We start from the raw sequence: 26,366 nt of genomic DNA on the forward strand, positions 1-26,366 counted from the left end.
AATGAGCGTTCACATTGGTCCGGAAATGGTGTTCACGTTGAACCGGAATCGGTGTTCATGATCGGCCGGAATATGCAAGGCACACAAAGAGCGGTTGAATGGAGAAATTATGAGCGCTGGTTGAGCCGCTCATAGATGGTCTGGCGCTCTTCCGGGGTGAGCGAAGAGAAGTAGTGGGTAAAGAGGCGCAGCAACAGGGACTTGTTCATGCCATCTTGCTGGGTCAGATTACCCAGCTCGTCGATGGCCACCGTGCTCATGGAGAAGGTGGCTTTTTTGTAGCTGGGCTTCAGGTGCTCGCCACTCTCGATAAAGGCCAACGCCGACAAGGCTTCGTCACGATGCAGGCTCAGCTCAAGGCTGACCACCTTGGGTTTGCCCTTGGCGTAGAACTCGGCATCTTCGATAAATTCGTCGACGGTGAACTTCTTCTGGTGATGCAGCTGGTGCTTTTTCTTCAGATCGGCCAGACCCATCTCACACCCCCACTTGCAGGAACTCTTTGGCGATGGCCCGGATCTCTTCGGCGGATTTGCCATCCGGTTCGATCTCCATCACCGACAGTCCCTTCTCTTCGCTGTCGTCATAGACGTTGCGGCCATAGGTGATGGCCTTCAGGACGTCGACACCGAACGAGGAGCAAACCTCTTTCGCTTCCAGAATGCGTTTTACCTGATTGGGCAGGGCGGGGCACTGGGTCAGCACTACGGCTGCATTGAGCGTCGGATTGACCATCTTGCAGGTGGTGATGAGATCTTCCATGTGGGGCAGGGTCTTGAGGTCGCGACGTTTCGGGCGCAAGGGGATCAGGGCGTGGGTGGCGACAGCCATGGTGGAGCGCAGTGCCCGGTTGTCTTGCCCGCCGCAATCGACAATGACGTAGTCGTAGCGGTTTTTCAGGCTGAGCAGGTCGTTGCGAATATTGCCATAGAGCTGCACGCAGTTGATTTGTGGCAGCTCCGGGTTATCATTGCGCTCCTGAATCCAGTCGGAGGTGGTGCGCTGCGGGTCGCAGTCGACCAGCAATACCTCCCCCTGAAATTGGGATCTGAGGTAGACCGCCAGATTTTGTGCCAGGCAGCTCTTGCCACTCCCCCCCTTCTCTCCACCGACCAACAAGATCATGACGTTCCCCTATCCATGAGAAAACCGCTGATTTCAGTATAGGAGGGGCCTGTCTCATCACAAGGCGAGAGGAGTGATGCTCCTCTCGTTGTTTCGACTAGTAATGAACGCTGCCTCCCTGCCAGCGGCAGACATAGTCAGGCACCAGCATCTGGGGGGCCTTGTCAACATGGCATACCACCATGGGCATGGCAGGGGCTCCTTCAGCCTGACTGAGGGTGGGGAGCGCAGAGAGCAGCAAAGTCGCGAGCAACAGCATGGGTTTCATATTCATAACAACTCCTTGGTAGTGCCATTCCTGTGTGATCTGGATCACTTTTTGAGTTAAGTCGAGGTTGGCGCCAGCGCAAGGTGAGACGAATAAATTCAATTAATGAAAAAAGTATCAAAAGGCGTTGTGGTGACCGACGAGGATGGTTGCCCACCTTGATGCGGACTTTGTGCATATTAAGTTGAACCGCACAAAGAGGTGGTGACTTATGGGGCCGAGCCTGATGGGGTTGGCATCAATGCCATGATCTGGAACAAGAAAAGATTTATGCAGTGAATGTGGTCGATGTGAGTATTTATTTCTCCCGTGTTCATCCCGTCACGGCGATGTATTCAATACCTAGGGAACAATATTCAAATTATATTTGTAAAGTTATTTATAGTAATGATTTTTAACGGTTTTTGTTATTTGCATTTAATCACTCCAGTGAACTGGCATGAATAAAAAATGAATCAATCTGAAATATAGCAGGGTGGTTTTGCATGGTTATTCGGTGCGCTTTGTGTGGAAAATGCGCAATTTGCTACCGGGGTCATAGATTGGATGGTGAATATATTCAGTTCTGAGTGAATGTGATCAATGTCTAAGTTTGTCGTGATTTGCAGGGCTAACCTCGGTCTCGAAAGGCAAGGGCAGGATAGAACATAAGCCGGTTACCCTACATAAAGAATATCCCGCCTTAGCCACGAGCATGAATAGAAGGAATCTATTCAATCACTCGCAGGGACCACTGCTAGACGGAATATAATCATGAGCAAATTTTATGTAGGTTCTGAAGTTGGCCAATTGCGCCGTGTCATGTTGCACCGCCCCAACCTCAGTCTGAAGCGTCTGACTCCTTCCAACTGCCAGGATCTGCTGTTCGATGACGTCCTGTCAGTTGAACGCGCCGGTCAGGAGCACGACAAATTCGCTCAGGTACTGCGCGATCAGAATGTCGAAGTTTTCCTGCTGACCAATCTGCTGGCCGAAACACTTGATGTGCCGGAAGCCAAAACCTGGCTGCTGCAACATCAGGTCTCCGACTATCGCCTCGGCTCTTCTTTTGCCAACGATGTGCGCTGCTTCCTGGCTGACATGCCGCACCGCGAACTGGCCCGCATTCTCTCCGGCGGCCTGACCTACTCCGAGATGCCCTACAGCGGTGTCAACATGGTAGTGGGCATGCACGCTCCGACCGATTTCATCATCGAGCCGCTGCCCAACCACCTCTTTACCCGTGACACCTCCTGCTGGGTTTATGGTGGCGTCTCCATTAACCCGATGGCCAAGCCGGCTCGTCGCCGCGAAACCAACCATGTGAAGGCTATCTATCGCTGGCACCCGATGTTTGCCGGTCAGGACTTCATCAAGTACTTCGGTGACGAGGAGCGTGACTACGACAACTCCACCATCGAGGGTGGCGACGTACTGGTGATCGGCCGCGGCGCTGTGCTGATCGGGATGTCCGAGCGCACCACCCCGCAAGGTGTCGAGCACCTGGCTCGCAGCCTGTTCAAACATGGTCAGGCCAAACAGGTCATCGCCATGGAGCTGCCGAAACACCGCAGCTGCATGCACCTGGATACCGTGATGACCCACATGGATATCGACACCTTCTCCGTCTATCCGGAAGTGATCCGCAAGGACGTGCAGTGCTGGAGCCTGACACCGGGCGGCGCCACCGGCATGAACATCAAGGAAGAGGGTTACTTCGTCACCGCTATCGAGAAAGCACTGGGCGTGGATCAGCTGAAGATCATCACCACTGGCGGTGATAGCTTCGAAGCCGAACGCGAGCAGTGGAACGACGCCAACAACGTGCTGACCGTACGTCCCGGCGTGGTTGTGGGTTACGAGCGCAATACCTACACCAACGAGAAATATGACAAGGCCGGTATCACTGTTCTCTCCATCCCGGGTGATGAACTGGGCCGTGGCCGCGGCGGCGCCCGCTGCATGAGCTGCCCGATGGAACGCGACAGCATCTGATGAGACGGCGTGGCGCCGGCAGATGCTGGCGCCACACAGAACCAAACTCGAGATTAACCACTATGAAAAAACCAACTGTCGTCGTCGCTCTGGGTGGCAATGCACTGCTCCGTCGTGGTGAGCCACTGGAAGCGGATATCCAGCGCAAGAACATTGCAACTGCCGCCAAGACCATCGCCCTGATCGCTCAGGAGTACAACGTGGTGCTGGTGCATGGCAACGGCCCGCAAGTCGGCCTGCTGGCCCTGCAGAACAGCGCCTACACCCAGGTATCTCCCTATCCGCTGGATGTGCTGGGTGCCGAGTCCCAGGGCATGATCGGCTACATGCTGATTCAGGAGCTGAAAAACCTGATGCCGAGCCGCAACGTCACCGCGCTGCTGACTCAGGTGCAGGTTGATCCCAAGGATCCGGCATTCGCCAACCCGACCAAATTTATCGGCCCCGTCTACGAAGAGGCTGAAGCCCGCACCCTGGCAGAAGAGAAGCACTGGGTGGTCAAGGCTGACGGCAAGTTCTTCCGCCGCGTAGTGCCGTCCCCGCTGCCCCAGCGCATCGTTGAAGGCGACGCCATCGAAACCCTGATTGCCCAGGGCCACCTCATCATCTGTACCGGTGGTGGCGGCATCCCTGTGACCTGGGATGGCCAGAGCCTGACCGGTATCGAAGCCGTCATCGACAAGGACATGTCTGCCGCCTACCTGGCCAAGCAGATCAAGGCCGACGCCCTGCTGATCCTGACCGATGCCGATGCCGTCTATCTGGATTGGGGCAAACCGACCCAGCGTCCGCTGCGGGTCACCAGCCCGGACGAGCTGGCCGGGGTCAAGTTCGACGCAGGTTCCATGGGACCGAAAGTCGAAGCTTCCTGTGAATTTGTCAAAGCGACCGGCGGCATGGTCGGCATCGGCTCGCTGGAAGATGGCCTCGCCATCCTCAAGGGGGAAGCCGGCACCAATATCGTCGCCACCCGCACCGTACATGCGTAATTACCGATATCTGTACTGAGAATGCGTAGTCAACACTACTGCCCGAACTGGTCTGAAACATATATAGAGAGAACTCATCATGGCTTTTAATCTGCGTAACCGTAACTTCCTGAAACTGCTGGACTTCACCCCGCGCGAAATCCAATACATGATCGATCTGGCCATCGACCTGAAGAAAGCCAAATACGGTGGCTACGAGCGCAAACATCTGGTCGGCAAGAACATCGCCCTGATTTTCGAGAAGACCTCCACCCGTACCCGTTGTGCGTTTGAAGTGGCGGCCTTCGACCAGGGCGCTCAAGTCTCCTACCTTGGCCCAAGCGGTTCCCAAATCGGTCACAAGGAGTCCATGAAGGACACCGCCCGTGTACTGGGTCGCATGTATGACGGTATCGAATACCGCGGCTACGGTCAGGAGATCGTGGAAGAGCTGGGTGCCTACGCCGGAGTCCCGGTCTGGAACGGCCTGACCAACGAATTCCACCCGACCCAGATCCTGGCCGACTTCATGACCATGCTGGAGCACGGCAAGGGCAAGCGTCTGGATCAAATCAAGTTTGCCTACCTGGGTGATGCCCGTAACAACATGGGTAACTCCCTGATGGTCGGCGCCGCCAAAATGGGTATGGACATCCGTCTGGTCGCACCGAAAGCCTTCTGGCCGGAAGAGGAGCTGGTTGCCAAGTGTCGCCTGATCGCCGAAGAGACCGGCGCACGCATCACCCTGACCGAAGATGTGAAAGAGGGTGTGCTGGGTGCAGACTTCCTCTACACCGACGTCTGGGTATCCATGGGTGAAGCGAAAGAAGCCTGGGATCAGCGCGTCAAACTGATGACTCCGTATCAGGTCAACATGGATGTCATCAACGCCACCAAGAACCCGGATGTGAAGTTCATGCACTGCCTGCCGGCGTTCCACAACGACGAGACCACCATGGGCAAGGAAGTGGCTGACAAATATGGCATGAAAGGCCTGGAAGTGACCGAGGACGTGTTCGAATCCGAGCACAGCATCGTGTTCGACGAGGCCGAAAACCGGATGCACACCATCAAGGCAGTGATGGTTGCTACGCTGGGCGACTAAGGTCGCAGTAGTGGTGCCGGGGGGCGACCCCCGGCTTTTCGACCATGTGACAGCGGCATAATACCTCTAACCCTACAACCCGCAGCCTGCATGGATACCACACCCACAGAAGGAAGCTGGACCATGACCAAATTCAAGTTCCCGTCAGCCTACACGATACTGTTTGTGCTGATCGCCCTGGTGGCCGCCCTGAGCTGGATAGTGCCGGCCGGCAAATATGAGATGACCATGAACGAAGCCCTCGGCAAAGAAGTGCCGGTGGCGGGTACCTACAAACTGGTGGAGGGGAATCCTCAGGGGATCGTCGACGTGCTGCTGGCACCTATCGATGGCCTCTACAACCACGACACCTATGAGGCAGGCGCCATCGACGTCTCCCTCTTTATCCTGATCATCGGTGGTTTTCTTGGCATTGTGACCAAGACCGGTGCCATCGATGCCGGTATCGAACGCGTGACCGACCGCCTGCGCGGCCGGGAAGAGTGGATGATCCCGATCCTGATGGCGCTGTTCGCCGCAGGCGGCACCATCTACGGCATGGCCGAAGAGTCGCTGCCTTTCTACACCCTGCTGGTGCCGGTGATGATGGCTGCCCGCTTTGACCCTGTGGTAGCGGCGGCAACTGTATTGCTGGGCGCCGGTATCGGTACTCTCGGTTCCACCATCAACCCGTTTGCGACCGTTATCGCGGCCAACGCCGCCGGTATCTCCTTCACCGATGGTATCTGGCTGCGCGTCGCCATGCTGGTCGCTGGTTGGCTGCTCTGTGTTGCCTACGTCATGCGTTACGCCAAGATGGTGCGCAGCGATCCGAGCAAATCTCTGGTGGCTGACAAGTGGGAAGAGAACCGCGCCCACTTCCTTGGCAACAAGAGCGACCAGATGCTGGAGTTCACCCTGACCCGTAAAATCGTGCTGGGTATCTTCGTCGCCGCCTTCGCCGTGATGATCTACGGTGTGGCCGTGCTGGGCTGGTGGATGGCGCAGATCTCCGGCGTGTTCCTGGCTGCCGCCATCATCGTCGGTATCATCTCCCGCATGAGCGAAGAGGAGCTGACCTCCAACTTTATCGACGGTGCCCGCGACCTGCTGGGTGTGGCGCTGATCATCGGTATCGCCCGCGGTATCGTGGTAGTGATGGATAACGGCATGATCACTCACACCATTTTGCACAGTGCAGAAGGGATCGTGACTGGCCTCTCCACCATCGTCTTTATCAACGTGATGTTCGTGCTGGAAGTGGTGCTCTCCTTCCTGGTGCCATCCTCCTCCGGTCTGGCCGTACTGACCATGCCGATCATGGCGCCGCTGGCCGACTTCGCCAACGTGGGCCGCGATCTGGTGGTGACTGCTTACCAGTCTGCCTCCGGTCTGGTGAACCTGGTGACCCCGACCTCCGCCGTGGTCATGGGCGGCCTGGCTATTGCCAAGGTGCCTTATGTGCGCTGGTTGAAGTGGGTGGCTCCGTTGCTCGGTATCCTGACCGTGCTGATCGTGGTCTGCCTGAGCCTGGGGGCCGTGCTCTCCTGAGGATGACAAGCAAGATGAAAAGGGAGCCTGCGGGCTCCCGTTTTTTATGGGCGCAAGAAGTGATGGGCAGAAAATTGCAGGCAACAAAAAGGCGACCCGCGGGTCGCCTAAATGCATTCAATGGAAGGGACTAACGAGCTTGCGCCAGCGTGCGCACCACGGCGGCGTGGGCCTGACGGGTGCGGCTGATATGGCGCGGCGCGACCAGCACCACGTCATTGCCTGCGACGGCGCCCATGATCTCGGGATTGGCGTTGCGATCCAGCAGGCGAGCCACCACGGTGGCGGCCCCCGGAGTGGTGTGGATCAGCACCATCTGCTGGTTGTGCACCACTTCGCGCACCATGTCGTGGATAGAGCGGGTGCTGCCGGCGGGCTCCAGCTGCTCGTCGACCAGGGTGTAGACCTTCTTGCCGTTGGCATTTTGCGCCTTGGCGACGCCGAGACGGCGCAGCAGGCGGGAGATGGTGGACTGGCTGATGTCGGCAAAGCCGCGCTCCGACAGCTCGCGGCGGATCTCTTCCTGGGTGCTGTAGCAGTGCTGACCGATGATCTGGCGACAGGCATCCAGCTGGGCCAGATCGGGCTCTTGGGCAACGGGACGACTGAGGGTTTTGACCACGGCGAATTCCTTTGATGATGACCGGAGGTAAACGCGCGATATCTGCCATAGCAGTCAGTTATCAGGTAAAAACACTGATAATCCATCTATATGCAGGGAATGAGCGGGCATTACCATCTTGCGATGGCAAATTATAGCTGACTGGAAATTCGGTGATGTGACAGGGTTCAAAAATGGGCCCCGCGGGGCCCAATCAGATATCAGTAACGCTCGCTGACGATGTCCTGAGTGAAGGACTTCTCGCAGTATTTGCACTTCATCCGTACCACGCCTTTCACTTCGCGCACCCGGAAGTAGCTGTCTACCGGCTCGTTGTGGGAGATGCAGTTGGAGTTGGGGCAGTGGAACACCCCAGCGATGAACTCCGGCAGCTCCAGCTGGTGCTTCTTCACCACATTGAAGTCTTCGATGATGTTGACGGTCGCTTTCGGGGCGAACAGCGCCAGCTGGTTGGCCTGCTGTTCGGTCAGACGGGTGTTCTCAATCTTGATGAGATCCTTCTTGCCCAGCGCACCGGATTTCAGGTTGAAGCCAACGGTGATCCGCTCCTGGGTTTCGACCAGCTGGAACAGCTTGAGGATCTTGATACCCTGGCCAGCGGGGATGTGATCGATGACGGAGCCGTGACGGATGGCTTCGACTTGCAGTTGGTTCTTGTCAGACATGATATTCCCCTAAGCTCAGACAGTTTCGTTCAGTACCAGTGCCAGCAGCGCCTGGCGTGCATAGACTCCGTTCTCCGCCTGCTGGAAGTAGCAAGCGTGGGGAGTCTTGTCGACCGCTACATCGATCTCGTCGACGCGGGGCAGGGGATGCAGGATCTTCATGGTGGGCTTGGCCCCTTCCAGAGTCGCCAGCTCCAGAATGAACTTGGCAGCCATGTGCTTGTATTCAGTCTCGTCGAAGCGCTCTTTCTGGACGCGGGTCATGTAGAGGATGTCCAGCTCCGGCATCACCTCTTCCATGGTCTGGTGGACGCTGAACTGGATACCCTTCTCTTCCAGCTCTTCGCAGATGTAGTCCGGCATCGCCAGCGCTTCCGGGGAGATGAAGAAGAAGCGGCAGTTGAACAGACTGAGGGCTTGGGCCAGCGAGTGCACGGTGCGGCCATATTTCAGGTCACCGACGAAGGCGACGTTGAGGTTGTCCAGACGACCCTGGGTCTCATGGATGGTGAACAGGTCGAGCAGGGTCTGGCTCGGATGCTGGTTGGAGCCGTCGCCGCCGTTGATGACCGGCACGCGGGAGAACTCGGAGGCCAGACGGGCCGCGCCCTCTTTCGGGTGGCGCATCACCACCGCATCCGAGTAGGAGCCGATGATCTTGATGGAGTCAGCCAGCGTCTCGCCTTTCTTGGCGCTGGTGTTGCCACCGTCGGCGAAGCCGATGATGTTGCCGCCAAGGCGCTGTACCGCGGTCTCGAAGGAGAGGCGGGTGCGGGTGGAGGCTTCGAAGAAGCAGCTGGCAACCAGCTTGTCTTTCAACAGGCTGGTGTCAGGTTCAGCCTTCAACCGTTGTGCGGTTGAGACTACCAGTTCCATTTCTGACCGGGTCAGGTCCGAAATGGAGATGACATGTTTCTTATAGAGTGGATTGGTCATCGTCTGCATTCCCTTTGACATCATTGGAGGTTTTTCGGGCACAAAAAAAAGCCCCTGAAACAGGGGCTTTTTTTAAAAATAACTGGGGATCGTTGGGGTGGGAACCGGAAACAACGGGGCCGCTCTGGTGCGCACCACCCGTCTGCAAGGCTGTTTTCTGAATCAAAAACTGCATCGTTTCGTCCCGACCTTTTTCAAAACCGGACAGATTATAGGGCCGCTTTTTTAATTGTCAAAATTTTATTTCCGATGCCAATTTCAGCATGAAAAACGTTTAAGTGGCGGAAACATGACGACAAATCCACACTCTGTGCGTCTCTTGCAGCGATTCCCCATCGCGGGCCATGGCGCGCAAATAACCGAGTCTGTGGTGTCCTTCCAGCAGGCAGTAGGGGCGGGGCAGGGGATGGCCGTTCGGGTAGCTGGCTCCCTCCTCCGGCGCCAGTACGATGACAGGTTCGGGCCAGGTGCCGTCGTTTAGCATCTTCTCGCCGAGCCAGGAGCGGCGGACATAGCGGTTGCTGCGCAGCATCTCGCCCCAGCGCTCGATCACCTCCATATGGCGGGAGTCTATCTGCTCGATAATCTGCGCGGTGGGCCAGCTTTCGCATGCGAACTGGTGGCTGGCGAGATCGATAAAGCTCCAGTTGGACTCAAAACCGCGCCAATGACGGTAAATCCACTGGGAAAGCACATTTTCGGGGATGAAGGGCACCAGCGGGGCGACCCGGGCCAGGTAGTCGGGCAGGGACTCTGTTTTGCGTTCGTCCCTGAAGTTGAGGGGCGCAAGTTGTTGGAGCAGTCGGTAATTGAGCATAAGTGGCCTCCCGGTACCTGCTTTCACCCTACCCCCATTTATGCCCCATTCCTACCCCGCTGAGTCTGGAAATACAGCAAGTTACCCCTCGTTGCTGCACAAATCGGCGCGACTTGTTCGGGATTTGTGCAATCGCATCGAAAGCGTAAAAAAAGCCTTTACCTTTGAAACCCGCTTTGTATACTACGCCTCGTTTGTTGCAGGGGCGTAGTTCCAATTGGTAGAACAGCGGTCTCCAAAACCGATGGTTGCGGGTTCGAGTCCTGCCGCCCCTGCCATTTTCAGAAAGGCCAGCTCATTGAGCTGGCCTTTCGCATTTCCGGCGTTCGCCAATTTATCCCTCTCTCCTTTCTCTTCTCCTTCTTGCCGCTAGCTCTCGGTGACTGTGGCCACATTGATCTCGATGTCTGCCGCAAGAGCGTTCAATGTGCAGCAACCCGCTGTTTCAGGACGGTGACCAGCCGCTGGTGGCGGGCGGGGAGCGGCCACTCGGCGCGGTAGATCAGCCAGAGGGTGTCGATCACTTCAATGCTGCTCTGGATCACCCGGATCTTCTCCTGCTGGGCAAAGGCGGTGACGGCGAAGCGGGGCAGCACGGTAAAGCCGAGGCCGCGGGCGACCGGCTCCAGGATCAGGCCGATCTGGTTGGTAAAGCCGCGCTGCGGGATCTCGTCAACGCGCTGGCCGGGGTAGCGTCGTCCCAACAGGCGCTGAGCCATGCTGCGGCCATCCGGGTGGTCGATAAAGCCGAGCTGACAGAGGTGCTGCCAGCTCGGCTCCTCGCCATCGTTGGGCACCACCAGACAGAGGGGTTCGCGGGCGAAGGGCTCGGCGGCGATGCTGGGGTGCTCCGGCGGTTGATCCACCAGTCCCAGATCGCTGCGCCCCGCCAGCACCGCCTGCACTATGTCGGGGGTGGGGGCGAAACGGTGCTGGATGGTGAGTCCGGGGTGCTCCTGTTGCTGGTCGAGCAGCAGGGGATAGAGCAGCAGACCAATGCTGCCCGGGGTGGACAGGGTGATGGCGCCGTGGTGAGGGTCGTCGTCCGAGAGGCGCGCCCGCAGCTGTTCGGCGGCCTGCGCCTGCTGGCGGGCGAAGTCGAGCAGCACCAGCCCGCGCGGAGTGAGTTCCAGCTGACGCGGCTTGCGCAGCAGCAGGGGGCCAAATTCGGCCTCGAGGCGCGAGATATGCTGACTGACGGCGGCCTGAGTGAGATCCAGCCGCTCGGCGGCGCGGGTAAAACTGCCGGTTTCATGCACCACCACCAGGGTGTGGAGCCAGAGCGGATTAACCATAAATTTAATTTATGCCTTCCATTAGTTTGACCTTATTTTTCATTATGTCGCCCCTTCCTATCATGTCACCTGTTTCCCACACACAATTTCAAGGTGACTTATGACTTACCCGCGCAACTTTTCCCACATCGGCATCACGGTGACTGACCTCGACAAGGCGGTCGAGTTCTATACCAAGGTGATGGGCTGGTATCTCATCATGCCGGCGACCACCATCACCGAGGATGACTCCGCCATCGGCGTGATGTGCAACGACGTGTTCGGCCCGGGTTGGGGCTCCTTCCGCATCGCCCACCTCTCCACCGGCGACAAGATCGGCATCGAGCTGTTCGAGTTTCCCAACAGCGAGCGCCGTGAGAACAACTTCGAATTCTGGAAGAGCGGGGTGTTCCACTTCAGCGTGCAGGATCCGGATGTCGAGGGGCTGGCGGCGCGCATCGTCGCGGCGGGTGGCAAGCAGCGGATGCCGGTACGCGAGTACTACCCGGGCGAGAAACCCTACCGCATGGTCTACATGGAAGATCCCTTCGGCAACATCGTCGAGATCTACAGCCACAGCTATGAGCTGACCTACTCCGCCGGTGCATATCAGGGGTAAGTGACAGGCTGCCTTAGGGCGGCCTGCTGCTTTGTTGTTACAAGAGTCAGTAGCATGGAATAGCGATCTGGTTCACACGAATAGCGCGTTCTGTTGTTGATAGATGGGAAAATATACAGATTCACTAAAGTCTGTTCATATTGCGGCCGATAGCCTTTGATACATCAGGGTTTTCCCTGCCTGACACAACAACAAGGATTCGTCGTCATGACCCTCTCTCTGCGCGGCAAGCTGCTGGCCACCAGTCTTGGCGTAGTGCTGCTGATGGCATCACTGCTCGGCATCGTTGCCTTTCACACCCTAAAATCCCGCACCATGAGCGCCATCCAGAGCGAGGCGGTCAACTATGGCCACGCCTACTCGGTCGCCATCGGCGAATGGATGACGGATCGCAAGAACACCGTCCATGCGCTGGTCAACCTGATCAGCGATAACCCCCAAGCCGAGCTGGTGCCGCACCTGAAGCAGGCCTACACCTCGGGCGGCTTCGGGCTCACCTATTTTGGCTCCGCGCAGGGGGTGATGACCCGGCAGGATCCCTCCCTCAACACCGGCAACTATGACCCGCGCGAGCGCCCCTGGTATCAGGATGCGGTGAAGGCGGGGCAGCTCATCGTCACCGCCCCCTATGTCAGCGTCACCATGCAGAAGCTGGTGGTCACCCTCTCCGAGCCGGTGCGCCATCAGGGCGAGCTGGTCGGTGCTGTGGGGGCCAACCTGGCGCTCGACAAGCTGATCGACGAAGTGCTGGCGATGAAGGTGCAGGGTGAGGGCTATGCCATGCTGCTGGACAGCAGCGGCCTCATCGTCGGCCATCCGCAGAAGGATTTGGCGCTCAAGCCCATCGCCGAGCTGGCGCCGGGACTCTCTGCCGCCACCTTCCAGCAGTGGGGCCGTGAAAACAGCGAGCTGCACGCCGCCACCCTCGACGGGCGGGATGTGCTGCTGGCGGTACAACCGGTACCGGGCACCGACTGGCTGCTGGCCATGGTGATGTATCGCGATGTGCTGGAGGCGCCGCTCAGCAGCCTGCTGTGGGAGTTGGTGGGGCTGACCCTGGTGCTGATGCTGGTATTCAGCGCCCTGCTCACCGCCACCTTCAAATACCTGTTCGCCGATCTCGGTCGGGTCGCGCACGCCCTGCACGACATCGCCCACGGCGAGGGGGATCTCACCGTTCACATCAACACCCACAGCAAGGATGAGGTGGGTCAGCTGGCCCAGAACTTCAACCAGTTCGTGGCGCGGCTGCACGGCATCGTCAGCCGGTTGCGGGATGTGACCGTCGAGCTGGCGGCCCAGTCTCGCGCTCAGGCGGCCGGGGCGCAGGCCCGCAGTCAGCGGGTGCGCCAGCAGCAGGATGAGATCGTGATGGTGGCGACCGCGGTGACCGAGATGGCTTCCGCTACCCAGGAGATCGCCGGTAACGCCGAGTTTGCCGCCACTACCGCCACCGATGCGGTTGCACTGGCGGTCGCCGGTCAATCCCAGGTTGGCCAGAGTCAGCGCAGCATTACCGGTCTGGCGGACGAAGTGGCCGATGCCAGCCAGATCATCAATGAGCTGGACAGCCATGCCCAGAAGATCAGCGGCATTCTGGCGACCATCAGCGGCATCGCCGAGCAGACCAACCTGCTGGCGCTCAACGCCGCCATCGAGGCGGCCCGGGCCGGTGAGCAGGGGCGCGGCTTTGCGGTAGTCGCGGACGAGGTGCGGGTGCTGTCACGTCGTACCCACGACTCCACCGACGAGATCCAGCAGATGATCGAGACCCTGCAGCAGACTACCCGTCGCGCCGTGGGTGGCATGGAGACCAGCCGTCAGCTGGCGGGTACCAGCGTCGAGGATGCGGAAGCGGCCAACCAGAGCCTTGCCCGGATCAACGAGGCGATCGGCTCCATCAGCGACATGGCGACCCAGATCGCGGCAGCGGCCGAGGAGCAGACTTCGGTGACCGGCGAGATCAGCCGCAATACCGAGAATATCCGCCACGTCTCGCAAGAGCTGGCCGAGCAGGCGGGCAGCGAGGCGGCGCAGGCGGCCGAACTCAAGTCGCTGACCGAGCGGCTGGAGCAGGAGATCGGCCGCTTCCGGCTCTGATCCTCCGCCAACTCTCCATGAAAAAGGGCAGCCCGCGGGCTGCCCTTTGTTATTTTACGGCTGGCTTAAGGGGTCTGCTTGACCCAAATCAGCTGGTCGGTGGCAAAGCCCAGCGACTTCGCCTTGGCGACCAGCGCATCCACCTTCGCCTTGGGCGGGTTGGGTGAGCGGGCGAGGATCCAGAGGTAGTCGTGGTTGTAGCTGGTCACCAGCGAGAGCTGGTAATCGGGATCGAGGTCGATGACGTTGTAGCCGCCGTAGAAGGGGCCGAAGAAACTCACCTTGAGCCGCGCCTCGTCCGGGTTGCCGACGAAGTAGGCCTTGCCCTCGGCTTCGCGCCAGCTGCCATCGCTCTGCTTGCCGCGGTTGAGCACCTTGACGCCGCCATCATCCCGCAGGCTGTAGGTGGCGCTCACCTGCTCCAGCCCCCGCTCGAAGCTGTGGTCGAGGCGGGCAATCTCATACCAGGTGCCAAGATAACGATCGAGCTGGAAGCCGGTAACGGGGCGAATGCCGTCGGCAATCCCGGTACAGGCCGTCAGCAGTAAAGCGGTGAACAGGCAAAGCAGTGAACGCATAAGTAATCCCTCTCTTGTTATCCCTCGATGATGCGCAGCTGGCCATCCCGGAAGCGGGAGGCCTGATCCGTCGGCGTGCTGCCGAAGAAGCGCTTGTACTCCCGACTGAACTGGGAGTTGCTCTCGTAACCGACTCTGGCCGCCGCGGTGCCCGCCTTGATGCCATCGTGCAGCATCATCATCCGCGCCTTGTGGAGGCGAAACGACTTGATGTACTGCAGCGGCGAGGTAGCGGTGACCGCCTTGAAGTGGTGGTGAAAGGCGGAGACGCTCATGTTCACCTCCCGCGCCAGCTCCTCCATGGTGAGGTTGTCGGCATAACGGGACTCTATCATACGCAGCACCCGGGCGATCTGGCCCACATGGTTGTGGCGATTGGCGAGCGCTTGCAGCGCCGGGCCACCCCCCTCGGTGAGGGCGTGGAACAGCATCTCCCGCACCGTCTGCGGCCCCAGCACCCTGGCGTGCAGCGGGTTGTCCATCAGCTCGATCAGTCGCTCGGCAGCGCAGAACATGGTTTCCGACAGGGGGACCGAGTGGACGCCGCTCTTTTGCGGCGCGGGAGCGGGCAGGGCATCGCCCAGCTCCAGCAGCAGCTCTTGCAGGGTTACCAGATCGATCTCGATGGTAAAACCGATAAGCGGCTGCTCGGGGGAGGCGAAGCACTCGCACTCGCAGGGGAGCGGCAGGGTCATCAGCAGATAGTGGTTGGGATCGTAGCGAAACACCTGATCCGCCAGATAACCCACCTTGTGTCCCTGCAGGATAACGATCATCCGCGGTTGGTAGAGCACCGGGGTGCGGCCATGGTGCTCGGTGGTATAGATGAGGTTGACCTGTTTCACCGGTGATGGGGTGATGCCGGGTGCAGTGACGTGGCGGGTCAATCTGGTTGCGAGGTCGCTGTAACGGTTTTGCATGGGCGCTCTTTGATTCGACAGTTCCGGTTTTCGCTGCTTTGTAGAAATAGGCAAGAATCAAGCAGGATGTTGTCTTGATGGTAGGGTGGTTCTGGAGAAAAATGCAATCACGATTTCGCGGCCAGGCCGCCCTGACTATCAGAAGAAGGCAATGTCGATGAACAACTTTACTCTCCATACCCCGACCAAAATCCTGTTCGGCCAAGGGCAGATCGCCCAGTTGCGCGAGCAGCTCCCGAGCGATGCCCGCGTCATGATCACCTATGGCGGCGGCAGCGTGGTGCGCAGCGGCTTGCTGGAGCAGATCCGCAACGAGCTGGCCGGTATGACCCTGTTTGAATTTGGCGGCATCGAGCCGAACCCGGCCTACGAGACCCTGATGGGCGCCGTGGAGCTGGCCCGTGCCGAGCGGGTCGACTTCCTGCTCGCCGTTGGCGGTGGCTCCGTGCTCGATGGCACCAAGTTTATCGCCGCTGCTGCGCACTACGATCTGGCCAAGGCTCCCTGGCACATTCTCGAAACCGTCGGCAGTGAAGTGCGTTCCGCCATTCCGCTCGGTTCCGTGCTGACCCTGCCGGCGACCGGTTCCGAAATGAACATGGGCGCCGTCATCACCCGTCGCAGCAGTGGCGACAAGGTGCACTTCTTCTCGCCGTTCGTGATGCCGCGCTTCGCCGTGCTGGATCCGGTGCTCACCTACACCCTGCCCGAGCGTCAGGTGGCGAACGGGGTGGTGGATGCTTTCGTCCACATAGTGGAGCAGTACCTCACCTATCCGGTCAATGCCAAGGTGCAGGATCGCTTCGCCGAAGGCTTGCTGCTGACCCTGATCGAAGAGGGCCCCAAGGCGCTGGCCGAGCCGCACAACTACGAGGTGCGCGCCAACATCATGTGGAGCGCCACCATGGCGTTGAACGGCCTGATCGGCGCCGGTGTGCCGCAGGATTGGGCCACTCACATGTTGGGTCACGAACTGACCGCCCTGCATGGCCTCGACCATGCCCAGACTCTGGCGGTGGTGCTGCCTGCCCTGCTGCAGGCCAAGCGCAAACAGAAACATGCCAAGCTGCTGCAATACGCCGAGCGGGTGTGGGGTCTGAACAGCGGCAGCGAAGCGGAGCGCATCGACGATGCCATCGCTGCGACCCGCGACTTCTTCGAGCGGATGGGGGTCAAGACCCGACTGCGCGACTACGGTCTCAAAGATCTGGGTATCGACACCCTGATCGGCAAGCTGGGTGAGCACTGTATGACCCGTCTGGGCGAGCACAGCGATATCGATCTGGTGCAGAGCCAGCATATTTATGAAGCGGCCTGGTAAGGGCCGCCAATCGGCGCCAAACGGGCGAAACGATTGAATTGTCGGGGCCCTCTCCCGCCATCTGGCGGCTGAGCGGCCCCGCTTTTGTTGGGAAAATGTTACTTTTCGGCGTTTCGCTGCGAGAAGTGAGACGAAAGCGGATTTCGTAAGAACAAAAAACGCTAAGATAGAGGGCCGGTAAAACATTTTTTTTGACTGGTTGGATCACTTTTTTCAGCCGTTTTTACTGGTATAAGCCTCTAATTTGGTTTGTTTTTTTTAATCGTAGCCAGGGATGGGCTGAATTCTGTACGAGTGCCGTCGGGACTGCGGTTGTAATAAAACTCCAAAATTTGATACTAATCACCTTCGCGCCTGAAAAGCGGGGGCCTGACCATGACAGGAGGTTGAGGTAAAGCCTACTGATTTTCATAACAAAGAGCCCTGGACCTGCACTTTGGTCATGTCTTGTTTCGTCAGAAGTGAGACACTGGGCAGCGATTGTTTATTAACCATCAGGGAATAGTCATGCAGATTGGAATACCGAGAGAGAGTCTCGCCGGTGAGACCCGGGTCGCAGCGACCCCGGCTACCGTCGAGCAGCTGAAAAAGCTCGGCTTCGAGGTCGCCATCGAGACCGGCGCAGGCCTGTCGGCCAGCTTCGATGATGCCGCCTTCGAGGCTGCCGGTGCCAGCGTGGTGCCGAATGTCTGGCAAGCCGACCTTATCTTCAAGGTCAATGCGCCGACCGATGCCGAGATCGCACAAATTAAAGATGGCGCCACTCTGGTGAGCTTCATCTGGCCTGCCCAGAACCCTGAGCTGGTCAAGAAGCTGTCCGAGCGCAACATCAATGTGATGGCGATGGATATGGTGCCGCGGATCTCCCGTGCCCAGTCCCTCGATGCCCTCTCCTCCATGGCCAACATCGGTGGCTATCGCGCCGTGGTTGAAGCTGCGCACCAGTTCGGTCGCTTCTTCACCGGTCAAATCACCGCAGCCGGTAAAGTGCCGCCTGCCAAGGTACTGGTGATCGGTGCCGGTGTGGCCGGTCTGGCTGCCATCGGTACGGCCGGTTCCCTCGGCGCCATCGTGCGTGCGTTCGATACCCGTCTGGAAGTGGCCGAGCAGATCGAATCCATGGGTGGGGAATTCCTCAAGCTGGACTTCGGTGGCGAAGACGGTGCATCCAGCGATGGTTACGCCAAAGTCATGTCCGATGAGTTCATCAAGGCCGAGATGGAGCTGTTCGCCCAGCAGGCCAAAGAGGTGGACATCATCATCACCACCGCCCTGATCCCGGGCAAGCCGGCTCCCAAGCTGATCACCAAAGAGATGGTCGACAGCATGAAGCCGGGCTCCGTCATTGTGGACATGGCCGCTCAGGCTGGCGGTAACTGTGAATACACAGTGCCGGGTGAGCTGCATGTCACCGACAACGGCGTCAAGGTGATTGGTTACACCGATCTGCCGGGCCGTCTGCCTGCCCAATCCTCCCAGCTCTACGGTACCAACCTGGTCAACCTGATGAAGCTGATGTGCAAGGAGAAGGACGGCAACGTTGCCATCGACTTCGAAGACGTGGTTCAGCGCAACATGACGGTGATCCAGGCCGGTGAAGTGACCTTCCCGCCGCCCGCTATCTCCGTCTCTGCCGCTCCGCAGAAACCGGCCGCCGCCAAACCGGCCGCCAAGAAAGAAGAGGCCAAGCCCTCCAACAAGAAGTTCGTGTTCGGTGCCCTCGGCATCGCCGCCTTCGGCTGGATTGCGTCCGTTGCCCCGGCAGCCTTCCTCTCTCACTTCACCGTATTCATCCTGGCCTGTGTGGTCGGTTATTACGTGGTGTGGAACGTATCGCACGCCCTGCATACGCCGCTGATGTCGGTCACCAATGCCATCTCCGGCATTATCGTGGTCGGTGCCCTGCTGCAGATCGGGCAAGGGTCGACTCTGGTTACCGCATTGGCCTTCATCGCCGTGCTGATTGCCAGTATCAACATCTTCGGCGGCTTCACCGTCACTCAGCGCATGCTGAAGATGTTCCGTAAGGATTAAGGGGGTTTAACGTGTCTCAAGGACTGGTAACAGCATCCTATATCGTTGCCGCCGTGCTCTTCATCCTCAGTCTCGCGGGACTGTCGAAGCAAGAGACGGCCAAACATGGCAACCTGTTCGGTATCGCGGGTATGGCCATCGCCCTGATCGCGACCGTGTTCAACCCGGAGACCAGTGGCGTTCACTGGATCATTCTGGCCATGGTGATCGGTGGTGCCATCGGCGTGCGGCTGGCGCTCAAGGTCGAAATGACCGAGATGCCCGAGCTGGTGGCCGTGCTGCATAGCTTCGTGGGTATGGCGGCAGTGCTGGTGGGCTTCAACAGCTTCATCGATCTGCACCCCTCCGCACCGGCTGAAGTGGTTGTCTCCGTCGGTTCCAACCTGGATGCCACTCTGGCAGCCGCCCGTGCGGCGTTCGAGCAGGCCAACAGCGTTGCCCAGGTCGAGCACCTGACCGGCGCCATGCTGAACATCCACCTGGTCGAGATCTTCCTGGGCGTCTTCATCGGTGCCGTAACCTTTACCGGTTCCGTGGTTGCCTTCGGCAAACTGCGCGGTCTCATCTCCTCCAAGCCGCTGATGCTGCCACACCGCCACAAGCTGAACCTGCTGGCCGTGGTCGCTTCTCTGGCGCTGATGGTCTACTTCGTCAACGCGGGCGGCTCTACCTTCGCCCTGCTGGTGATGACCCTGATCGCCTTCGCCTTCGGCTGGCATCTGGTTGCCTCCATCGGTGGCGCAGACATGCCGGTCGTGGTCTCCATGCTGAACTCCTACTCCGGTTGGGCGGCAGCGGCGGCGGGCTTCATGCTCTCCAACGACCTGCTGATCGTCACCGGTGCCCTGGTGGGTTCCTCCGGTGCGATCCTCTCTTACATCATGTGTAAGGCGATGAACCGCTCCTTCATCTCCGTGATCGCCGGTGGCTTCGGCTCCGACGGCGTAGCCTCCACGGCTGATCAGGAGATGGGCGAATACCGCGAAACCAGCGCCGAGGAAGTGGCTGACCTGCTGAAAAACTCCAGCTCCGTCATCATCACCCCGGGCTACGGTATGGCGGTGGCGCAGGCCCAGTATCCGGTGGCTGAAATCACCCAGAAGCTGCGTGACCGCGGCGTCAAGGTGCGCTTCGGTATCCACCCGGTTGCCGGTCGTCTGCCTGGCCACATGAACGTGCTGCTGGCGGAAGCGAAAGTCCCGTATGACATCGTGCTGGAAATGGACGAGATCAACGACGACTTCGCCGATACCGATACCGTGCTGGTGATCGGTGCCAACGACACCGTCAACCCGGCCGCGATGGAAGATCCGGGCAGCCCGATCGCCGGTATGCCGGTACTGGAAGTGTGGAAAGCGCAGAACGTCATCGGCTTCAAGCGCTCCATGAACACTGGCTACGCCGGTGTCCAGAACCCGCTGTTCTTCAAGGAAAATACCCAGATGCTGTTTGGCGATGCCAAGGCCAGCGTCGAGGCAATCCTGAAAGCACTGTAAGTGCCACTCAGAGAGTGAATATCAAGGAGGCTTCGGCCTCCTTTTTTATTGCCCATCCCTTGTATATCCTCAATCCATACGGACCATGAGGGATCTCCATGATGTGGTGTCAGGGTTGGCGAAGGATCGGGTTGTACGGCTGGCTGCTGGCCTTCCTGTTTGGTGCTGGTTCGGCCGTAGCAGCGGACGAGCCGCCGACTCTGACGCTGCTGACCGAGCTGTGGCCCCCTTATGTGATGCGTGGTGACAATGGCGAGCTGGCTGGCGCCGATCTCGATCTGGCCTGTACCGTGTTGCGCCAGATGGGTTATCGCACTGAAATCAGGGTGCTGCCCTGGAAGCGGGTTCTGCAGCAGGCCCGTCTCAGGCAGGGGGATGCGGTGCTCGATGTCTTCTTTGAACCTTCCCGCCAGCACTGGCTCCACTATCCCGAAGAGCCGCTCTCTTATAGCGGTGAAGTGCTCTTCTATCCGACGTCTCGTCCGGTGGATTTCAGGCAGCTATCCGACCTCAAGGGTCTGCGGATAGGTATTCAGGAAGATTATGCCTACAGCCCCGATTTTCTGACCGATCCCGGGGTGATCCGGATGCCGATGACGGGGGAGGGGAATGCCATCAAACAGCTGCATTTGATGATGGCCGGTCGGCTGGACGGGGTGGTGCTCAACGAGCGGGTCGGTCGCTACTTGCTGCATACCCAGGGGCTGCAGGATCAGGTGAACCACGGCTCGCGCCTGCTGACCGACGACAACCGCAACTTCCTCGCGTTTACCCACAAGCCTGGCCACGACCAGCTGGCTATCCGCTTCTCCTCTGCCCTCAAGGCATTCAAACAGACTCCCGCCTACAAGCAGTTGCTGGCCCGCTATCACCTCTGAGTTGCTGCCCTGCTGTGCGCCGCTTCACAATTTGTCGCACTTTGTTAAAAGGTGGGCATAATGGCGAACAAAAAGGGGATACCGCTCAACATTAGTTGATCTTGTTGATAGTAGAATCAACTGCGGTTTACTCAGAGTTACTCATATATGTCCACAGCAGCCACCACTGACCAGATCAATTCGTTAACGGATGAAGAACGTCATCTGATCGCCAGTTTCGAGCCCGCGGTCGAGGCGCTGGCCGCGCTGTTTGGCACAGGGTGCGAGGTGGTGTTGCATGCGTTCGATACGCTGGATGCATCGGTCATCAAGATTGCCAACGGCCATATCACCGGTCGTCGGGAGGGGGCGCCGGTCACCGACTTTGCCCTCAACCGCTTGCAGGGGGAGGCGGGCAGCCAGTGGAGCAGCTACTTCAGCCGTACCCGCGACGGGACGCTGATGAAGTCCTCCTCCATCACCATCAGCAACCGGCAGGGCAAGCCCATCGGCATGCTCTGCGTGAACTTCAGTCTGGATACCTCCCTTGGCAGCCTGCTCGATACCTTTGCGCTGCCCGCGGCACCGGCGCCGCTCAACAACGAGACCTTTGCCAGCTCAGTGGACGATCTGGTGACCCAGGTGATTGAGAAGGTGGATCGGGACGATTCGCTCTCCTGCACGGTGCGCAACAAGGAGATAGTGACCCGGCTCTTCGACATGGGGATCTTCGAGATCAAGGAGGCGGCCCAGCTGGTTGCCCGGATGCTCGGCATCTCCCGTCATACTGTTTATCTGCATATCCGTAATCACAAGGCGGATCTGAACAAGCAATAACTGCCTGCGGGCACCCTGAACATGAGAAACACTGCGATGAAAGCACAATGGACCGACTTTATTACCCTGCTCAAGCGTGAAGTGGTGCCGGCCCTGGGCTGTACCGAGCCGATGTCGGTGGCGCTGGCGGCGGCCAACTGCCGCAAGCTGCTGGGGGAGACCCCGACCCGCATCAGCGTCTGGGTCAGTGGCAATCTGTTCAAGAACGGCATGGGCGTCGGGGTGCCGGGCACCGGCATGATCGGTCTGCCGGTGGCCGCTGCGGTCGGCATCACCGGCGGCAATCCCGATGCCGGGCTGGAGGTGCTCAAGACCCTCACACCAGAACAGGTGGAAGCGGCCAAGACGTTGTTGCCGGTCATCAAGGTGGATGTGAAGGATGTGCCGGACGTGCTCTACGCCGAGGTGCTGGCCGAAGTGGAGGGCCATAGCGCCCGGGTGGTGATCTGCACCGACCACACCCGCATCATCCTGATGGAGAAGGATGGCGAGGTGCTGATGGAGCAGAACAGCGCCCCCGGCGTGCAGATCCAGCCAGCCAAATCCGCCAAACCGGCCATGACCCTGCGGGAGATCGTCGATTTTGCATTGGAAGTGCCGCTGGCGGAGATCGACTTTATCCGCGAGGCCGCCACCATGAATCAGGCGCTGGCAGATGAAGGGTTGCAGGGTTACGGCCTGAAGATCGGCAAGATCCTCACCGAGCAGGTGGAGCGCAAGCTGCTCTCCGATGACCTGATGACGCTGGCGATGCGCCTCTCCTCTGCTGCCTCCGATGCGCGGATGGATGGCGCCATGCTGCCCGCCATGTCCAACTCCGGTTCCGGCAATCAGGGCATTGCCGCCACCATGCCTGTGGTCGCGGCTGCCCGCTTCCTCAAGGCGAGCGACGAGCAGCTGACCCGAGCGTTGGTGATGAGCCATCTGGTGGCCATCTACATCAAGACCTATCAGAACAAGCTGTCGGCCCTCTGCGCCGCCAGTACCGCCGCCATGGGGGCCGGAGCCGCCATAACCTGGCTGCTGGGCGGCCAGTATCAGCAGATCAGCCACTGCATCAACAACATGATTGGCGATGTCTCCGGCATCATCTGCGACGGCGCGGGCAGCGCCTGCTCCATGAAGGTCTCCACCTCCACCTCGGCGGCGGTTAAGTCTTCGCTGATGGCTATCAACAACCTGCATGTCCCCCAGAGCGAGGGGATCGTCTCCGACGATGTAGACCAGACCATCGCCAATCTGGGCCGCCTCTCCAAAGAGGGGATGCTGGATACCGACATCGAGATCATCAATATCATGCGAGCGAAACAGCAGAAGCAGTGAATCTGTGACAAGGGGGCGATAGACCCCCTTGTTCTTGTCACGACGGCGCAGACCGTCTGACACGGTTGCCAGGGCAAGCATGGCGCTTGCTCTTGTTTCTCGGGCGCAAGCCCGCTTTTTGGGGAGTCATACCATGACATTTAGCGTTATCGGCAATCTGGCCATCGCCGCCATCTTGCTGTTCTTTCTCTACCGGTTACAGGAAAAACATGTGAGCTTCACCCGCCGGGTATTTGCCGGTCTGGGGCTCGGTATTCTGTTCGGCGCCGCGTTGCAACTGCTTTACGGTGCAGGTTCGCCGGTCATTGTTCAGACCATCGACTATCTGGATATCGTGGGTAGCGGCTATGTGAAGCTGCTGCAGATGATCATCATCCCGCTCATCATGGTCTCCATCATCAGCGCTATCTTGAAGCTCAATGGTGGTACCGCGCTGGGCAAGATCAGCGCCATGACCATAGGCGTGCTGATCTTCACCACCGCCATCGCCGCCGGGGCGGGCATCCTGATGTCCAACCTGTTTGGCCTGACCGCTGAAGGGCTCACCTCCGGTGCCGCCGAGAGCGCCCGGGGCGCCGCGCTGCAGACCACCCTCGGCAGCGTCGAGAGCATGTCGTTCGCCAAGATGATGCTGGAGTTCATTCCCGCCAACCCCTTCCTCGACATGACCGGGGCGCGCAAGACCTCCACCATCGCCGTGGTGATCTTCTCCATCTTCATTGGCCTCTCCGCTACCGGCATCGCCCGCAAGAAGCCGGAGATCTTCGCCAGCTTCAGCCACTTCGTGGCCGTGGCTCATGCCATCGTAATGCGAATGGTGACTCTGGTGCTGCGCCTGACCCCGTTTGGCGTACTGGCGCTGATGACCAAGGTGGTCTCCGGCTCCAACTATGCGGATATTCTTAACCTGCTCAGCTTTGTGATGGCCTCTTACGGCGCCATCGCCATCATGTTTGTCGTGCACCTGCTGCTGGTGAGCATGGTCGGCATCAACCCGCTGCGCTTCCTCAAGAAGATCACGCCGGTGCTGGCGTTTGCCTTCACCTCGCGCACCAGTGCGGGCTCCATCCCGATGAACGTGCAGACCCAGACCAAGTCGCTGGGTATTCCTGAGGGGATCGCCAACTTCGCCGCCTCCTTCGGTTCCACCATCGGTCAGAACGGCTGTGCCGGTATCTATCCGGCCATGCTGGCCGTGATGATTGCCCCGACCGTCGGGGTCAACCCGATGGATCCCGGCTTTATCATGACCCTGATTGCCATCATTACCGTCAGCTCCTTCGGGGTGGCCGGGATTGGCGGTGGCGCCACCTTTGCCGCGCTGATCGTGCTCTCCGCGCTGGACTTCCCGGTGGCGCTGGCCGGTCTGCTCATTTCCATCGAGCCGCTGATCGACATGGGTCGTACCGCGCTCAACGTTTCCGGCTCCATCACCGCAGGGACGGTCACCAGCCGCCTGATGGGCGAGACCGACATGCATGTGTTCAACAGCGATCACGAAGTGAGTCTGGACGGCGAAGAATCCACCGTCTGATTTGCTGTCGGTTGATCTGCCCGTGGAAAGGGGTGACTCTTTCCCGTCATAGACCGCAGGGAGGGCATGCCCTCCCTGCGCCATTGAGAGGAAAAACAATGAGAATTCTGATCATCGGTGGCGAAGCCGCCGGTATGAGTGCGGCGGCCAAGGCGCGCCGTCTGGCCAAAGATGCCGACATCGTGGTGTATGAGGCCTCCGAGGTGATCTCTTTCGGTGCCTGCGGCCTGCCCTACTTCGTCGGTGACGAGTTTCAGGAGCCCGGCTACATGGCCGAGTTCACCCCCGAGCAGTTCGCCGCCAAGGGGATCGAGGTCAAGATTGGCCATCGGGTGCTGAGCGTTGACGCAACTGCCCAGACCCTGCAGGTGGAGCACAACGGCGACACCTTTACCGACCGCTACGATCGCCTGATGATCGCCACCGGTGCCCGCGAAGTGATGCCCCCCATCCCCGGTTTGCAGCAGCAAGGGGTATTCGGTCTGCGCCGGATGGCCGACGGGCTTGCGCTCAAAGCAGCGGTTCAAGACAAGAACAATCGCCGCGCTGTGGTGATCGGCTCCGGCTTTATCGGGCTGGAGGTGGTCGAGGCGCTGGTCCATCAAGGCAAAGAGGTGCGTCTTATCGAGCTGGCGGATCGGGTCATCCCCGATGCGTTTGATGGCGAGATCACCCAGCATATCGAGACCGAACTGCGCGAGCAGGGGGTCTCTCTCCATCTGGGTGAGCGAGTTGAAGCGCTGCTGGGGGATGGCCGGGTGACCGGCGTGCGCACCAGCCAGGGGGAGTACGAGGCCGATATCGTGGTGATCTGCACCGGGGTCAAGCCCAACACCGAGTTTCTGGCCGATACCGGTATCGAGCGGCTCGGCAATGGCGCCATCAAGGTGGATCGTCAGGGACGCAGCTCGCTGGCCAATGTCTGGTCGGCCGGTGACTGTGCCAGCGTCTGGCACAGCGTAAAGCAGCAGCAGGTCTATGTGCCGCTCGCCACCATCGCCAACAAGCTGGGGCGCATGGTGGGCGAGAACCTGGCGGGGGCCGAGCAGGAGTTCCCCGGCACTCTGGGTTCCGCCGCGCTCAAGGTGCTGGGGCTGGAGGCGGGTCGTACCGGCCTCTCCGAGCAGGAAGCCAAGGCGATGGGGATCGACTATCGCACCGTGGTGATCAAGGACAAGTGCCACACCAACTACTGCCCGGGTCAGTCCGACATCCACGTCAAGCTGGTCTACGAGGCGGGCAGCAAGCGGCTGCTGGGTGGCCAGATCCTCGGTCGCAAGGGGGCGGTCCACCGCATCGACGCGCTGGCAGTGGCCATCACCATGGGGGTGACCACCGAACAGCTCGGTATGCTGGACTTTGCCTATGCGCCGCCCTTCTCCCGCACCTGGGATGCCCTGAACGTAGCGGGTAATGTCGCGAAGTAAGCGTTGCGATGACGGACGGCGTTGGGAAGGCGCCGT

At 59.5% G+C, this 26,366-nt stretch carries 25 protein-coding genes and 1 tRNA gene; 15 read left to right on the top strand and 11 right to left on the bottom strand.

All coding sequences use genetic code 11. The annotated features are described in order from the left end of the window. Nucleotides 1–107: 107 nt before the first annotated feature. The 3 genes from NOM06_RS13530 to NOM06_RS13540 all read right to left on the bottom strand — a co-directional run bounded on the left by NOM06_RS13530 (nt 108) and on the right by NOM06_RS13540 (nt 1,399). Nucleotides 108–476 carry a CopG family transcriptional regulator gene (locus tag NOM06_RS13530; protein WP_255911960.1) on the bottom strand — a complete coding sequence of 123 codons (369 nt, stop codon included), beginning with the start codon at nt 474–476 and terminating at the stop codon, nt 108–110. A gap of 1 nt (nt 477) precedes the next feature. Then, nucleotides 478–1,125: an AAA family ATPase gene (locus tag NOM06_RS13535; protein ID WP_255911961.1), complete on the bottom strand. Its 648-nt coding sequence runs from the start codon at nt 1,123–1,125 to the stop codon at nt 478–480. Nucleotides 1,126–1,222: 97 nt separating this feature from the next. Continuing rightward, nucleotides 1,223–1,399, bottom strand: a complete 177-nt coding sequence (locus tag NOM06_RS13540) for a hypothetical protein (RefSeq protein ID WP_255911962.1) — start codon at nt 1,397–1,399, stop codon at nt 1,223–1,225. Nucleotides 1,400–2,146: 747 nt separating this feature from the next. Between NOM06_RS13540 and arcA the strand changes: the two genes are divergently transcribed. The 4 genes from arcA (at nt 2,147) to NOM06_RS13560 (ending at nt 6,970) form a co-directional block, all read left to right on the top strand. Further along, nucleotides 2,147–3,367, top strand: a complete 1,221-nt coding sequence (gene arcA, locus NOM06_RS13545) for an arginine deiminase (protein WP_005339718.1) — start codon at nt 2,147–2,149, stop codon at nt 3,365–3,367. Nucleotides 3,368–3,429: 62 nt separating this feature from the next. Then, nucleotides 3,430–4,356 carry a carbamate kinase gene (gene arcC / locus NOM06_RS13550; RefSeq protein WP_255911963.1) on the top strand — a complete coding sequence of 309 codons (927 nt, stop codon included), beginning with the start codon at nt 3,430–3,432 and terminating at the stop codon, nt 4,354–4,356. A gap of 79 nt (nt 4,357–4,435) precedes the next feature. After that, nucleotides 4,436–5,440 carry an ornithine carbamoyltransferase gene (gene argF / locus NOM06_RS13555; RefSeq protein ID WP_005339721.1) on the top strand — a complete coding sequence of 335 codons (1,005 nt, stop codon included), beginning with the start codon at nt 4,436–4,438 and terminating at the stop codon, nt 5,438–5,440. 123 nt (nt 5,441–5,563) lie between these two features. Next, a complete protein-coding gene (locus NOM06_RS13560; protein WP_042063764.1) occupies nt 5,564–6,970 on the top strand; it encodes a YfcC family protein in 1,407 nt (468 codons plus the stop codon). A 130-nt stretch (nt 6,971–7,100) separates the two neighbouring features. Here NOM06_RS13560 and NOM06_RS13565 read toward each other — a convergent pair whose 3' ends face one another. The 5 genes from NOM06_RS13565 to NOM06_RS13585 all read right to left on the bottom strand — a co-directional run bounded on the left by NOM06_RS13565 (nt 7,101) and on the right by NOM06_RS13585 (nt 10,010). After that, nucleotides 7,101–7,592: an arginine repressor gene (locus tag NOM06_RS13565; protein ID WP_005339728.1), complete on the bottom strand. Its 492-nt coding sequence runs from the start codon at nt 7,590–7,592 to the stop codon at nt 7,101–7,103. A gap of 200 nt (nt 7,593–7,792) precedes the next feature. Continuing rightward, nucleotides 7,793–8,257: an aspartate carbamoyltransferase regulatory subunit gene (pyrI, locus tag NOM06_RS13570; RefSeq protein ID WP_005339730.1), complete on the bottom strand. Its 465-nt coding sequence runs from the start codon at nt 8,255–8,257 to the stop codon at nt 7,793–7,795. Between the two features lie 15 nt (nt 8,258–8,272). Continuing rightward, nucleotides 8,273–9,193: an aspartate carbamoyltransferase gene (pyrB, locus tag NOM06_RS13575; protein ID WP_005339735.1), complete on the bottom strand. Its 921-nt coding sequence runs from the start codon at nt 9,191–9,193 to the stop codon at nt 8,273–8,275. After that, nucleotides 9,174–9,368, bottom strand: coding sequence for a hypothetical protein (locus NOM06_RS13580; RefSeq protein WP_013724188.1), 195 nt, complete (start codon nt 9,366–9,368; stop codon nt 9,174–9,176). Before NOM06_RS13580 ends, pyrB begins: the two co-directional genes overlap by 20 nt. A 99-nt stretch (nt 9,369–9,467) precedes the next feature. Then, a complete protein-coding gene (locus NOM06_RS13585) occupies nt 9,468–10,010 on the bottom strand; it encodes a hypothetical protein (RefSeq protein WP_255911964.1) in 543 nt (180 codons plus the stop codon). 201 nt (nt 10,011–10,211) lie between these two features. On the opposite strand from NOM06_RS13585, the gene NOM06_RS13590 reads away from it, so the two are divergent. After that, nucleotides 10,212–10,288 (top strand) — tRNA-Trp (locus NOM06_RS13590). Nucleotides 10,289–10,432: 144 nt separating this feature from the next. Here NOM06_RS13590 and NOM06_RS13595 read toward each other — a convergent pair. Beyond that, nucleotides 10,433–11,305, bottom strand: a complete 873-nt coding sequence (locus NOM06_RS13595) for a LysR family transcriptional regulator (RefSeq protein WP_201994942.1) — start codon at nt 11,303–11,305, stop codon at nt 10,433–10,435. 100 nt (nt 11,306–11,405) lie between these two features. Here NOM06_RS13595 and NOM06_RS13600 point away from each other — a divergent pair, with 100 nt between their 5' ends. Continuing rightward, nucleotides 11,406–11,903, top strand: a complete 498-nt coding sequence (locus NOM06_RS13600; protein ID WP_047440377.1) for a lactoylglutathione lyase family protein — start codon at nt 11,406–11,408, stop codon at nt 11,901–11,903. 207 nt (nt 11,904–12,110) lie between these two features. Further along, nucleotides 12,111–14,003, top strand: a complete 1,893-nt coding sequence (locus NOM06_RS13605; protein WP_064338951.1) for a methyl-accepting chemotaxis protein — start codon at nt 12,111–12,113, stop codon at nt 14,001–14,003. A gap of 65 nt (nt 14,004–14,068) precedes the next feature. On the opposite strand, the gene NOM06_RS13610 is transcribed toward NOM06_RS13605, so the two are convergent. Beyond that, a complete protein-coding gene (locus NOM06_RS13610; RefSeq protein ID WP_164537341.1) occupies nt 14,069–14,581 on the bottom strand; it encodes a lipocalin family protein in 513 nt (170 codons plus the stop codon). 17 nt (nt 14,582–14,598) lie between these two features. After that, nucleotides 14,599–15,501: an AraC family transcriptional regulator gene (locus tag NOM06_RS13615; RefSeq protein WP_005339751.1), complete on the bottom strand. Its 903-nt coding sequence runs from the start codon at nt 15,499–15,501 to the stop codon at nt 14,599–14,601. A gap of 157 nt (nt 15,502–15,658) precedes the next feature. On the opposite strand from NOM06_RS13615, the gene yqhD reads away from it, so the two are divergent. From yqhD to NOM06_RS13655, 8 genes are all read left to right on the top strand, one after another. Continuing rightward, nucleotides 15,659–16,822 carry an alcohol dehydrogenase gene (gene yqhD, locus NOM06_RS13620; RefSeq protein ID WP_255911966.1) on the top strand — a complete coding sequence of 388 codons (1,164 nt, stop codon included), beginning with the start codon at nt 15,659–15,661 and terminating at the stop codon, nt 16,820–16,822. Nucleotides 16,823–17,329: 507 nt separating this feature from the next. Further along, a complete protein-coding gene (gene pntA, locus NOM06_RS13625; RefSeq protein WP_019446577.1) occupies nt 17,330–18,856 on the top strand; it encodes a Re/Si-specific NAD(P)(+) transhydrogenase subunit alpha in 1,527 nt (508 codons plus the stop codon). Nucleotides 18,857–18,867: 11 nt separating this feature from the next. Further along, nucleotides 18,868–20,352 carry a Re/Si-specific NAD(P)(+) transhydrogenase subunit beta gene (gene pntB / locus NOM06_RS13630; RefSeq protein WP_139472537.1) on the top strand — a complete coding sequence of 495 codons (1,485 nt, stop codon included), beginning with the start codon at nt 18,868–18,870 and terminating at the stop codon, nt 20,350–20,352. 98 nt (nt 20,353–20,450) lie between these two features. Continuing rightward, nucleotides 20,451–21,230 carry an ABC transporter substrate-binding protein gene (locus tag NOM06_RS13635; protein ID WP_255911968.1) on the top strand — a complete coding sequence of 260 codons (780 nt, stop codon included), beginning with the start codon at nt 20,451–20,453 and terminating at the stop codon, nt 21,228–21,230. Between the two features lie 147 nt (nt 21,231–21,377). Then, complete coding sequence (locus NOM06_RS13640) at nt 21,378–22,046, top strand: transcriptional regulator (protein ID WP_139733403.1); 669 nt, start codon at nt 21,378–21,380, stop codon at nt 22,044–22,046. A gap of 21 nt (nt 22,047–22,067) precedes the next feature. Continuing rightward, complete coding sequence (locus NOM06_RS13645; protein WP_040070060.1) at nt 22,068–23,369, top strand: serine dehydratase subunit alpha family protein; 1,302 nt, start codon at nt 22,068–22,070, stop codon at nt 23,367–23,369. A gap of 133 nt (nt 23,370–23,502) precedes the next feature. Then, nucleotides 23,503–24,903, top strand: coding sequence for an L-cystine transporter (locus tag NOM06_RS13650; RefSeq protein WP_005341918.1), 1,401 nt, complete (start codon nt 23,503–23,505; stop codon nt 24,901–24,903). 98 nt (nt 24,904–25,001) lie between these two features. After that, the gene (locus NOM06_RS13655) at nt 25,002–26,330 is read left to right on the top strand and encodes a CoA-disulfide reductase (RefSeq protein ID WP_255911970.1); all 1,329 of its coding nucleotides are present in this window, start codon (nt 25,002–25,004) and stop codon (nt 26,328–26,330) included. Nucleotides 26,331–26,366: the final 36 nt, after the last annotated feature.

The sequence above is a fragment of the Aeromonas sp. JL9 genome (assembly GCF_024436075.1).
GTDB lineage: Bacteria > Pseudomonadota > Gammaproteobacteria > Enterobacterales > Aeromonadaceae > Aeromonas > Aeromonas veronii.